The sequence below is a fragment of the Saccharothrix sp. NRRL B-16348 genome (assembly GCF_001280085.1).
GTDB lineage: Bacteria > Actinomycetota > Actinomycetes > Mycobacteriales > Pseudonocardiaceae > Actinosynnema.
The window spans coordinates 409,469-420,483 of record NZ_LGED01000001.1 but is presented as its reverse complement, the minus strand read 5'-3'; the positions used below and the strand labels follow the sequence as shown (position 1 = coordinate 420,483).

Below are 11,015 nucleotides of genomic sequence, written 5' to 3'. Positions count from 1 at the left end.
GGGCAGAGGAGGTGCGGCCATGGCGCGTGAGAAGAGCAAGGGGTTCACCCCGGGCAGGGCGAAGAACCTCGTTGGCGTGGCCAAGGTGTTGGCGCCGGCGTTGATCCCGGTGATGGCGCCGGTCGCGGCCCGGGCCGCCGCGCTCCTGAGCGACCGCTACGACCACTACCGGGCGGCCAGGCTCGGCGTGCCGGTGGACCAGCTGACCAGGTACTCGGGCAAGGGAGCGCGGCTGCACGCCCGGATCGCCGGGTTCGCCGACGCGCTCACCCAGCTCCGCGACACCGAGCCGACCTACGTCCAGGACACCGAGAAGCGGCTGGCGCAGCTGCTGGCCGCGGTGCGGGCGTCCGAGCGGATGCCTGCACCGCGGCGCAAGGCGGCGCACCGCGCCGTCTCGGTCGACCTGGACGCGATGGAAGCCGACCTGCTCAAACGCCTCGGCGTGTGAGTTCCTCCACGGTCCGGAAGGCGGTCTCCTCCGGGTTGGGGTCGGCCGGGTCGTACTGCGCGGTGACTTCCTCCATCACCTCGGCGACCCGTTCCTCCCGCCGGATCAGCGGGTCGCTGCGCAGGTCACGGGCCAGCGACACGCACAGCCCGACCATCACGAGCATGAACGGCAGCGCGGCGATGATCGTCAGGTTCTGCAGGCCGGTCAGCCCGCTCGACCCGCCGACCAGCAGCATCACCGCCGCCACGAGGCCGGTGAGCACGCCCCAGAACACGACGACGCCCTTCGCCGGCCGGATCGAGCCGCGCTGCGACAGCGTGCCCATCACCACGGACGCGGCGTCCGCGCCGGACACGAAGAAGATCGCCACCAGCACCATCACCACCACGCCGGCGACGGAGGCCAGCGGGAACTGGTCGAGCAGCCCGAACAGCTGGCCCTCCGGGGAGGCCGTGCCCGCCAGGTCGGCGCCGGACCGCTGCACGAAGATCGCCGTGCCGCCGAACACGCAGAACCACGCGAGGCTCACCAGGCTGGGCACGCCGATCACGCCGGCCACGAACTGCCGGATCGTGCGGCCGCGGCTGATGCGGGCGATGAACATGCCGACGAACGGCGTCCACGAGATCCACCACGCCCAGTAGAAGATCGTCCAGCCGGACAGCCACGTCTCGGTCGCGTCGCCGCCGGACGCGGCGGTGCGGCCGGCCATGTCGGCGAGCTCGCGGAAGTAGTCGCCGATCGCGGTCGGCACGAGGTTCAGCACGAACACCGTCGGCCCGACCACGAACACGAACGCGGCCAGCACGACGGCCAGCACCATGTTGATGTTGGACAGCCACTGGATGCCCTTGGCCACGCCGGACACCGCCGACGCGACGAACGCCATGGTCAGCACGGCGATGACGCCCACCACGATGCCGTTGCCGACCTCGCCCAGCCAGCCCGCGACCTGCAGGCCGCTGCCGATCTGGAGCGCGCCGAGGCCGAGCGACGTGGCCGAGCCGAACAGCGTGGCGAAGATCGCGAGCACGTCGATCGCCCGACCGGCGGGCCCCTCGACGCGGCGCCGTCCGAGCAGGGGCGCGAAGGCCGCGCTGATCAGCTGGCTGCGACCGCGGCGGAAGCTGCCGTAGGCGATGGCCAGGCCGACGACGGCGTAGATCGCCCACGGGTGCAGCGTCCAGTGGAACAGGGTGGTGGCCATCGCGGTCTGCACCGCCTGGTCCGTGCTGCCCTCGACGGTGCCGGGTGGCGGCTTCACGAAGTGCGACAGCGGCTCGTTCACCCCGTAGAACATGAGCCCGATGCCCATGCCCGCGCTGAACATCATCGCGACCCACGAGATCGTGCGGAACTCCGGAGGCTCGTCGTCGCGGCCGAGGGGGATGCGGCCGTAGCGGCTGACCGCGAGCCACAGGGCGAACAGCACGAAGCCCGACGCGCTGAGCACGAACGCCCAGCCCAGGTTGCCGATGATCCAGGTCAGGGCCGTTTTCGACGCGGTGGCCAGCGATGCCGTGCCGAGGATGCCCCACGCGACGAACGCGAGCGTGACAGCCGCGGCGACACCGAACACCACACGGTCCGTGCGCCCTGGTCGATCCGCCTTCGGATCACCGGGCAAGGGCTCTTTGACAGGTTTACTCTCGGTCGTCACGGGTACCCAATACCCCCGTTCGGAGTAGGGCAAACCCACGCTTAACCGTGGGGACTCACGCGAGGGCCGCTCGACCTCCTACTCTTTGAGGTGTGACCAGCCGGCCAGCACCGACCCGCCTCGCGCGGGCCGTTCTGCTGGCCGTCACCTCGTCGGCACTCAGCGTCACCGCGCACGGTGCGGCGGGCGGCTCGGTCACCGAGTTCGCGCCCGCGCTGCCGCTGACGTTGCTCGTCGCGTTCGCGGGCACGGCGCTGGCCGAGCGGTGGCGTGGTCCTGCGACGGTCCTCGCCACGCTGGGTGTCGCGCAACTCGGGCAGCACGCGCTGCTCACCCTGGGCCACCACGCCGCCGACGGGCCGGGCCTCGGGTTCAGCCCGACCGCCATGACCGCCGCGCACGTGGTCGCCGCCCTGCTCACCGGCCTGCTGCTGGCCCGTGCCGACGCCGCGCTGCACGCGCTGGTCGCCGTGGTGACCCGGCTGCTGCCGCCGCCGCACGTGCCGGTCGTGCCGGCCGCGGCGCTGTGGGCGCCCACCCCGTCGTCGACGGCGAACGCGCTGGTCGACGTGGTGCTGCGGCGGGTGCACGGCCGCCGCGGTCCCCCTGGTTCCTGATCACCCGAGTCCCCCGAACACACCTCAGGTCTCAGGAGCCACAACTTCATGTCGACAAAGCGATTTGGCGTGCGCACGCTCGCCAGGGGCGGAGCCGTGCTCGGCGCCGCCGCGATCCTCGCGCTGACCACCACGGGCCTGGCGTCCGCGCACGTCACCGCGTCCACGCCGAAGGACGCCGTCCAGGGCGGGTACACCAAGGTCACGCTGCGCGTGCCCAACGAACGCGCCGACGCGGGCACGGTCAAGCTGGAGCTGACCCTGCCCGCCGAGTACCCGCTGGCCTCGGTCAGCACCAAGCCGACGCCCGGCTGGAAGGTCGTGGCGGTCAAGGAGAAGCTGGCCACGCCGGTCAAGAGCCACGGCCGCGAGGTCACCGAGGCCGTCCGCACGGTCACGTGGACCGCGGACCCGGGCAGCCGCATCGAGCCCGGCCAGTTCAACGAGTTCGACCTGTCCGTCGGGCCGCTGCCGGACAACACCGACCAGCTGGTCCTGCCCACCAAGCAGACCTACGACAGCGGCGAGGTCGTGGACTGGAACGCGCCGCCGCCCGCCGAGGGCGCCGACGAGCCGGAACGCCCCGCGCCCGTGCTGAAGCTCGTCGCCAAGACCGAGGGCGACGCGCACGGCACGGCCACCGCGACGGCGGTCGCCGACGACGGGCACGACACGGCGGCCGGCACGACCGACGACACGGCCCGCTGGTTGGGCGGCGTCGGCCTGGCCGTCGGCGCGCTGGGGCTCGGGTTGGGTGCGGGAGCCGTGCTGCGGTCCCGCCGCGCGGGCAAGCCGACGGCATGAGGCGCGTCGTCTCGCTGCTGCTGACCGGCCTGGTCGCCGGCGCGGTCGTGCTCGGCACGGCCGCACCGGCGTTCGCGCACAACGTGCTGGTCAGCAGCGACCCGAAGGACGGGTCGCGGTTGGAGGCCGGACCGGCGGCGATCACGCTGACCTTCGACCAGGCCGTGCAGGCCGGGGAGAAGTTCAACACGATCACCGTCACCGGGCCCGAGGGCACGCGCTGGGAAGCGGCCGGCGAGCCGACGGTCAAGAACAACAGCGTCGTCTTCCCGGTCCGCCCGCTCGGCCCGGCCGCCGAGTACACCGTCGGCTACCGGATCCTCTCCGCGGACGGGCACCCGGTGACGGGTTCGCTCAAGTTCACCCTGACGAAGGCGGGGAGCGGCACGCCCGCGCCCGCCGCCGAGTCGGCCGCCCAGGACCCGGCCTCGACCTCGTCCGGCGCGGGCGGCGTGCCCATCTGGGTGTGGATCGTCGGCGCGGCCGTGCTGCTGGCCGGTGGCGCGTTCCTCGCGCTGCGCGGCGGCGCGGACAGCGCCAAGGAGAGCACCAGGCGATGACCGTGAACCGGACCACCACCACGACGAACAGGTACTGGGTCGTCGGCGGCCTGCTGGCAGGCGGCGCCGTCGGCGTCCTCCTGGGCTTCGGCCTGTCCACCACACCGGAAGCGGTGGGCGTGGCCGAGCCGGGGGTGGTGGTCCGGTTCGGCCACCCGTTGGTGCGGACCCTGCTCGACCTGGCCGCGACGATCGTCGTCGGCCTCTCGCTGCTGCCGAAGCTGCTCGGGTTCAGCCGGCCCGCCATCACCGAACCGGTGCTGCGGATCGCCCGGCCGGCCGCCGTGGTCGCGGCGGCGGTGTGGGCGTTCACCGCGTTGCTGTCGATCGTGATCCGGGCGTACGAGACGCGGCCGGACGCGGAACTGACCATGCCGATGGTCGTCGACTACGTGCAGCGCGTCGGCGCCGGGCAGGGGTTGCTGTTCAGCGCGGTGTGCGCGCTGGTGTACCTGTGGATCGGCGTCATGGCCGTGCGCCGCGGCGAGTCGGTGCCGGCGGAGCTGCGCATCCTGATCGCCATGTTCGGCCTGCTGCCGCTGCCGGTGACCGGTCACGCGTCGAACTGGAAGTACCACGACTACTCGATGATCTCGATGGAGCTGCACGTGCTCGGCGCGGCGGCGTGGACCGGCGGTCTGGCGGCGCTGGTCGCGCTGGTCGCGCACCGGCGCGGGTTGCTGGCCGAGGCGCTGCCCAAGTTCTCCAAGCTGGCCACGATCGCGTTGATCCTCGTCTCGGTGACCGGGTTGTTCAACGGGCTGCTGGAACTCGCGCTCAACCCCGTCGTCGGCCTGCCGGGTTCGCTGTTCACCACGTCGTACGGGTTGGTCCTGGTCGGCAAGATCGTGTGCGCCGCGCTGCTGGCGGTGCTGGGCGCGAACATCCGGTGGCGGTTCCTGCCGCACATCGCCCAGCACAAGACGACGGCGATCGTCGGCTGGGCCGCGGTGGAACTGGCCATCATGGGCATCGCCTTCGGGTTGGCGGTCGTGCTCTCGCGCGCGCAGGTCGCCTGACCTGGTCGAACGTCACGGTCGGGGTGTTCGGGACTGTCCCGGACACCCCGTTTCCTTGTCACCCCCCTCTCGAACGGATTGCGTCGGTCACGACCGATCCCGACGAGAAGGGGCCTGGAGATGCCACGCCGACAGATCACCGGCCGCAGCCGCACCGCGCCGTCACGCCAAGATCCGACGAACGCGCTGCTCGTGTTCGCCGCTTTCGCGCTGGCGGTGGTGGCGGCGTTCCTGCTGGGCCACCAGCAGGGCGGTGAGTCGACCGTGGCCGAGCCGCCCTCGGCGCACGCCCCCGCCGACCTGGTCGAGGAACCGGCGGAGGCACCAGCCGACGTGCCGGTCGAGGAACCGCTGGACGTGGCACCGGCCACCGAACCCGAGCCGGCACCACAACCGGAACCCGCACCCGCCGCCGTGAGCGACTTCGTGCGGCCCGAGCCGTACGAACTGCCGTACGAACTGCCGTACGAAGCGCCGATCGAATTCCGGTACGAGCGCCCGTCCGGAACGCCGTTCGAGTACCAGCCGATCGAGCCGGCCGAGACCTCGGAGCGGTACACCTGGATCGGCCCGGACACCGACGGCCCTTTCACCACCCTGCCCGCGTCCGCGAGCTTCTGAAATCCCGATCAACAAGGAGACATCGTGCACTTCACCGTGCCCAAAAAAGCTGTCGCCCGAATCGTCGTCATCACCGCCGCGGTGATCGGCGTGGCCCTGTTGGGCATGTCCACGGAACGCGGATCAGCCTCCGCCGACCCGGAACTCGTCGCCGCCAAGAAGAGCACGTCCCAGCAGGCCGACGACGAGACCCGCCGCCAGATCGTGGAGAACGCCGAGAAGGAGCTGAACAGCAAGCGCAACTACGAGAAGGGCGACAACTGCAACGCCTACAGCCCAGGCGGCAAGTGCCAGGCGTGGTGCGCGGACTTCACCAAGCACGTCTGGAACAAGAGCGGCGTGAAGACCGACGGCGTCACTTCGGCGGCCAAGAGCTTCAAGGACTACGGCCAGAAGAACAAGACGTGGAAGAGCGGTGCGGGCGTCAAGAACGTCAAGCCCGGCGACGCCGTCACCTACCGCCTCAACGACCGGGACTTCGACAACGACCACGTCGGCATCGTCACGAAGGTCGACAAGAAGACCGGCAAGATCACGGTGGTCTCGGGCAACAGCGGCGACAAGATCCGCAAGGTCACGATCGACCCGAAGAAGGCACAGGTCACCGGTTACGCCTCGCCCGTCGAGAAGAAGAACCCGAAGCCGAAGAAGTCCGCGGACCCGGACAAGAAGAACCCGGACAAGAAGAGCGATGCCAAGAAGGGCGACAAGAAGAAGGTCGACACCAAGAAGCCGCAGCCGAAGAAGCCCCAGGCGAAGAAATCCTCCCAGGACACCAAGCCCGGCCAGGTCGAGCCGGAGGGCCCCGTGGTCCTGGACGGCAGCCAGGTCGCCACGTCCCTCGGCTTCGACAACTGACCACACCCGCTCGACACCCAGGAGCAATGAGTTGATCAGCCTCAAGAGCACCGCCGCGCGCACGGCCTTGGCGATGGCCGCCGTGTTGGGGATCGCCGCCGTCGGCGCGGTGGTCGCGGACGGCCCGGAGATCGAGCCCGTCGCGTCCGCCAAGCCCGCGCCGAAGATCGTCAAGTCGGAGCTCTACTACGAGACCTACATCCCGAAGGGCGGCTCCATCGCGCCCCAGGGCTACATCGACACCCCGGACGTCGGCTGCCACAACTTCGGCAAGGACGGCAAGAAGAAGGCCGACTGGTGGAACGGGGTCGACAACCGCGTCGGCCCGGCGTTCAAGTCGGGGCAGTTCCGCACCCAGGTCGTGCTGTCGTTCGACTTCAAGAAGAAGAAGTGGGGCGAGCGGCACAAGATCAACCCGACCGCGCGGTACGCGAAGGTGGGCGGGAAGTTCGTCTACGAGGACTCACGCACCGCGAACGACGACGGGATCCGGGTCGAGGGCGAGCCCAGGGTCAGCTCGACCAAGGGCCAGATCGCCGTCACCCACGCGGCCACCAACCCGTGGTGCAGCGCGGTCGCCGCGATCGACTGGACCGTCGTGATGACCGTCCACCGCGACGGCCGGACGGAGGTGGTCGGCAGCCACGACAAGATGCCGAACCACGAGCTGTGGCGCGAGGACACCTACTCGAACGGGAAGAAGAGCCACCGGCTGATCTTCTCGCACAAGCTGACCTCGCCGAACTGCCTGGTCGACTACGTGGGCGAGGCCGTCTGCAAGGGCCTGCACCGCTACCGCATCCCCCGGTGAGCGGTGAGGGGAGTCGGTGGACGCGCCGACTCCCCTCAGCCCTCTCACCGGGTCGCGCCACCGCGAGAATGTCGGACCCCTGTGGTTGGGTCGATTCATGGCTGATCTACCGATCCTGGTGCTGGGAGCCACCGGCTCGACGGGCAGGCGGGTGGCCGCGCAGCTCTCCGCGGCGGGCCACGCCGTGCGCCGGGCGTCACGCCGGGGCGAGGTGCGCTTCGACTGGTCCGACCGCGACACGTGGGCGGGCGCGCTGGCCGGCGTCGACCGGGTCTACCTGATGGCGCCCCACGAGCTGCCCGTCGAACCCGAGTTCGTGCACGAGGCCGTGACGCGGGGCGTGCGGCGGTTCGTGCTGCTGTCCACCCGCGGCGTGGTGGAGATGCGCGACGAACGGCTGCTCGCCGCCGAACGGCTGGTGCGCTCCTCCGGCGTCGGGTGGACCGTGCTGCGGCCGGACTGGTTCGACCAGAACTTCGACGAGGGGTTCTTCCGGCCCTCGGTGCTCGCGGGTGAGCTGGTGCTGCCCCTCGGGGAGAAGAAGCAGGCGTTCGTCGACGCGGACGACATCGCCGCGGTGGCCGCCGCCGCGCTGACCGAGGACGGGCACGAGGGCCGGGTCTACGAGGTCACCGGGCCCGAGGCGCTGTCGTTCCCGCAGGCGCTCGACGTGCTCGCCCGGGTCACCGGCAGGCAGGTCGAGTTCCGCGGCACGCCCGACGACTACCGGGCCGTCATGCCCGCCGACCTGGCCGAAGAGCAGATCCGGGCGTGGGCCGCGCTGGGTGACGGCGAGCCGACCGACACCGTCGCACGGGTCGCCGGACGGGAGCCCAAGAGCTTCCACGACTACGCGGCGCAAGCCTGGGAAGGAGGCGCATGGCACGACTAGTCGTCGGCGAGTGGTCCGTTCGGTGCGACGAGCTGCGCCGAACGTCCTAGTCGGTGATCGGTCGGGCGGAAGGGTCCTCGCGAAGCCGGATCAGCGCCGCCATCGCGTCCTGACCCCGCCGTTCGAGCTCCTTGGCGTCGATCCAGCCGTTGGCGAAGTACCGGTAGTCCTGCGCGAGCTTCACCAGTTCGGCCAGGTAGGTCGCCGAACGGACCCGCCGCTGCTCGTCGAACGACGCCAGGAACGGCAACTGGGTGTCCACGACCTCGTCCAGCATCCGGGCCGCGCGCAGGGCACGCCTCGCCTTCCGACGCCGCAACACCGGCAGATTCCCGACCACTCGCACACCTCGCCGACCCCGTCACGCAATCCTTCGATGCCTCATTCGTCGAACGCGCGCCGAGCGTTACCGGTTCGTTCCCCCGAGGCCCCGGTCTCAGCGGTAAGGGGTCCAGTGGGTCGTGGTGTCGCCCGCGCGCAACGATTTGAGCCGGCTGTGCAACTCCTCGCGCACACCGGGGTGGCTGCGCATGATCGGCAGCACGCTCGTGGTCAGCTTCAGCTCCCTGACCTCGCGCAACACCGGGAAACCGGCCCAGCGGGTGACGTCGAAGCCGTACTCGTCGGCCAGCTGTCGGTACCACTCGGCGGGGTGGCCGAACCGGGCGACGCCGACCGGCAGGGTGCTCAGGTCCCACTCGCGCGGCCCGACGCTGGTGGAATCGAAATCACAGATCACCGGGCCGTCCGGGCTGGCGATCAGGTTGCCCAGGTGCGCGTCGCCGTGCACCACGCCCTGCGGCAGCACGGTCCGCAGCTCGGCCAGGCGGTCGTCGGCCTCGGCGCACCGCTCCTCCAGGAACCGGCGGTCCGGCGCGGACAGCTCCTCGGCGTCCGCGATGCGCCGGCGCACGTCGTCCAGCGGCGTCCAGCGCGGCAACTCGAACTCCGGCACGGGCAGCGCGTGCACCTGCCGCAGCACCCGGCCCAGGTCACGGCCGTCGACGGGCCTGCCGCCGGACGGCACCGTGTGCCACACCGTGGCCAGGTGCTCGCCGACCGCCAACGGCTGCCGCACACCCTCGACCAGCCGCACGGCGGGCACGTCGTGCGAGGCGAGCCACCGCGCGACCTCGACCACCTTGCCCGCGCGGTGGCGCAACGTCGTCGAGCCGACGATCCGCACCACCACCCGGTCCACGGGCAGGTCGAACACGGCGTTGCTGGTGAACTTCACCAGCCGCGCGCCGCGGTGCGCCAACCCCAGTTCGGCGCACAGCCGCTTCAGCACGGCGGTCAGCGCGGCGGAGGTGAACCTTCCGTCCAGGACCCCGACTCCCCGCAGCTCAGGCCGCGCTGTCGTTGCCGGTGAACTTGGCAAGGCGTTCGGCCAGCTCACGGGCGTCGGGGTTGTTCCGGCGCTTCTCGGCTTCGTGCTGCAACGGCTTCATCCGGTCCTTCGTGCGGACCGACTTCAGACCCTCGGACAGCTCGATCGCCTGCCGGCCGAGCCGCGCGCCGTGGTCGATGTCGCCGTCCAGCAGGTGGTTGATCGACAGGGACGTGAGGTTGAACGACCGGCTGCGGGTCATGTCCTCGCCGTACCCGCCGATGGCCTTGGTCAGCGCGGGCACCGCGGTGCGCGTGTACTTCGAGTCCACGGTCTGCGCCAGCTCCGTGTGCACGGTGCCGATCATCGCGGACAGGTCGTTGGCGTCGAAGAACTTCGCCCACGCGGGCGCCTCGCCGATGTTGGCGCGGGCGAACTCGTCGCGCGCCCGGCCGAGCAGCTTCAACGCCTGGTCGTCGGAGCCCATCTTCGCGTAGGCCCACGCCTCGTTGGCGCACAGGATGCCGACGGCGAGTTCCGAGCCGGAGTTCTGCGCGGCCAGCTGGCCGAGCTGGAACACCTTCAACGCGTCGTCCGGCGCGTTCTGGTGCAGGTAGACGCGGCCCATCCGGTACAGGATGTTGGCCACGAGCTCTTCCTTGCGGCCCTGCTTCGCCAGGCCGAGCGCCTGGCCGAAGTGGTTGCGGGCCGAGTCGTACAGGCCGGTGTCGAACGAGGTCCACCCGGCCAGGTTGTGCAGGTCGGCGAGCGCGACGTACAGGCGTTCCTTGACCAGGTCGGTCGCGTTCGCGCCGAGCATCTGCTGGCCCCACGAGAGCTGGGCGACCACCGCGTCGCGGCACGAGCCGCCGCCGTACTGGTAGTCGAGCGTGCGCAACGCCCTGGTGGCCGCTTCGACCTGTCGGACGTCGGTCATGCCGATGCGGCCAGGGGCCGGAGTCTGCGCGGGCGACGAAGCCCAAGACCCGGAGTCCGTACCGAACACGGCCGCGCCGACGGTGATGGCGGCGGCGTGCGCGAGGAACTTCCTTCGCTTCACCGACTCGTCCTCCTCAGAATGGGGTGACTCCGCCGTGGCGGCCACCCTCACTGCCGTGGCCTCGTCGTAAGCGAGGCCCATGTACCCCCTGGGGACGCCCAAGCCGGCGGCGATCCGGGCGAGGACGTCGTAGGCCATGACCTGGCGTCCCTTGAGGATCTCCGAGACTTCGGACTGCGACTGGCCCGTCAGCGCCGCGATCTGGCGCTGCGAGACACCGTGCCGTCGGAGCAGCCGGTAGACCGCGCTGATCTCTCGTCTGGCCAGGGCGTCACGCATCTCCTGCTGGTCCCAGACGTCTGGGGTAACAGGAGAGCTTGGCGAACCGA

General features: G+C 70.8%; 13 protein-coding genes. 9 read left to right on the top strand and 4 right to left on the bottom strand.

The window, feature by feature from the left end:
• The first annotated feature begins 19 nt into the window (after positions 1–19).
• The gene (locus ADK67_RS02070; RefSeq protein ID WP_053714597.1) at positions 20–451 is read left to right on the top strand and encodes a DUF6474 family protein; all 432 of its coding nucleotides are present in this window, start codon (positions 20–22) and stop codon (positions 449–451) included.
• Here the strand turns inward: ADK67_RS02070 and ADK67_RS02065 are convergent.
• Complete coding sequence (locus tag ADK67_RS02065; RefSeq protein WP_442974083.1) at positions 432–2,081, bottom strand: BCCT family transporter; 1,650 nt, start codon at positions 2,079–2,081, stop codon at positions 432–434. The genes ADK67_RS02070 and ADK67_RS02065 overlap by 20 nt on opposite strands.
• Before the next feature lie 125 nt (positions 2,082–2,206).
• Here ADK67_RS02065 and ADK67_RS02060 point away from each other — a divergent pair, with 125 nt between their 5' ends.
• From ADK67_RS02060 to ADK67_RS02025, 8 genes are all read left to right on the top strand, one after another.
• Positions 2,207–2,731: a hypothetical protein gene (locus ADK67_RS02060; RefSeq protein WP_053714595.1), complete on the top strand. Its 525-nt coding sequence runs from the start codon at positions 2,207–2,209 to the stop codon at positions 2,729–2,731.
• A 48-nt stretch (positions 2,732–2,779) separates the two neighbouring features.
• Positions 2,780–3,535 (top strand): YcnI family copper-binding membrane protein, encoded by a 756-nt coding sequence (locus ADK67_RS02055; protein WP_053714594.1) that lies wholly within the window; start codon positions 2,780–2,782, stop codon positions 3,533–3,535.
• Positions 3,532–4,095, top strand: a complete 564-nt coding sequence (locus ADK67_RS02050) for a copper resistance CopC family protein (RefSeq protein ID WP_053714593.1) — start codon at positions 3,532–3,534, stop codon at positions 4,093–4,095. The genes ADK67_RS02055 and ADK67_RS02050 overlap by 4 nt, the downstream gene beginning before the upstream one ends.
• Positions 4,092–5,114 carry a copper resistance D family protein gene (locus ADK67_RS02045; protein WP_053714592.1) on the top strand — a complete coding sequence of 341 codons (1,023 nt, stop codon included), beginning with the start codon at positions 4,092–4,094 and terminating at the stop codon, positions 5,112–5,114. The genes ADK67_RS02050 and ADK67_RS02045 overlap by 4 nt, the downstream gene beginning before the upstream one ends.
• 120 nt (positions 5,115–5,234) lie before the next feature.
• Entirely contained in the window at positions 5,235–5,735 is a 501-nt protein-coding gene (locus tag ADK67_RS02040) for a hypothetical protein (RefSeq protein WP_053714591.1), read from the top strand.
• A gap of 24 nt (positions 5,736–5,759) precedes the next feature.
• Entirely contained in the window at positions 5,760–6,593 is an 834-nt protein-coding gene (locus ADK67_RS02035) for a CHAP domain-containing protein (protein WP_053714590.1), read from the top strand.
• 31 nt (positions 6,594–6,624) lie between these two features.
• Positions 6,625–7,404 (top strand): DUF3238 domain-containing protein, encoded by a 780-nt coding sequence (locus ADK67_RS02030; RefSeq protein WP_053714589.1) that lies wholly within the window; start codon positions 6,625–6,627, stop codon positions 7,402–7,404.
• Between the two features lie 97 nt (positions 7,405–7,501).
• A complete protein-coding gene (locus ADK67_RS02025; protein WP_053714588.1) occupies positions 7,502–8,296 on the top strand; it encodes an NmrA family NAD(P)-binding protein in 795 nt (264 codons plus the stop codon).
• 46 nt (positions 8,297–8,342) lie between these two features.
• Here the strand turns inward: ADK67_RS02025 and ADK67_RS02020 are convergent, their stop codons facing one another.
• The 3 genes from ADK67_RS02020 to ADK67_RS02010 all read right to left on the bottom strand — a co-directional run bounded on the left by ADK67_RS02020 (position 8,343) and on the right by ADK67_RS02010 (position 10,965).
• Positions 8,343–8,636, bottom strand: coding sequence for a hypothetical protein (locus tag ADK67_RS02020; protein WP_082403134.1), 294 nt, complete (start codon positions 8,634–8,636; stop codon positions 8,343–8,345).
• Positions 8,637–8,732: 96 nt separating this feature from the next.
• Positions 8,733–9,623 (bottom strand): aminoglycoside phosphotransferase family protein, encoded by an 891-nt coding sequence (locus ADK67_RS02015; RefSeq protein ID WP_053714697.1) that lies wholly within the window; start codon positions 9,621–9,623, stop codon positions 8,733–8,735.
• Positions 9,624–9,642: 19 nt separating this feature from the next.
• Entirely contained in the window at positions 9,643–10,965 is a 1,323-nt protein-coding gene (locus tag ADK67_RS02010; RefSeq protein WP_231647967.1) for a helix-turn-helix domain-containing protein, read from the bottom strand.
• Positions 10,966–11,015 lie beyond the last annotated feature (50 nt).

Excerpts from the sequence above, each read along its gene's own strand:
- ADK67_RS02050 (WP_053714593.1), top strand. The coding sequence starts at position 3,532 with ATGAGGCGCGTCGTCTCGCTGCTGCTGACCGGCCTGGTCGCCGGCGCG.
- ADK67_RS02040 (WP_053714591.1), top strand. The coding sequence starts at position 5,235 with ATGCCACGCCGACAGATCACCGGCCGCAGCCGCACCGCGCCGTCACGC.
- ADK67_RS02055 (WP_053714594.1), top strand. The coding sequence starts at position 2,780 with ATGTCGACAAAGCGATTTGGCGTGCGCACGCTCGCCAGGGGCGGAGCC.
- ADK67_RS02010 (WP_231647967.1), bottom strand. The coding sequence starts at position 10,965 with ATGCGTGACGCCCTGGCCAGACGAGAGATCAGCGCGGTCTACCGGCTG.
- ADK67_RS02025 (WP_053714588.1), top strand. The coding sequence starts at position 7,502 with ATGGCTGATCTACCGATCCTGGTGCTGGGAGCCACCGGCTCGACGGGC.
- ADK67_RS02070 (WP_053714597.1), top strand. The coding sequence starts at position 20 with ATGGCGCGTGAGAAGAGCAAGGGGTTCACCCCGGGCAGGGCGAAGAAC.
- ADK67_RS02045 (WP_053714592.1), top strand. The coding sequence starts at position 4,092 with ATGACCGTGAACCGGACCACCACCACGACGAACAGGTACTGGGTCGTC.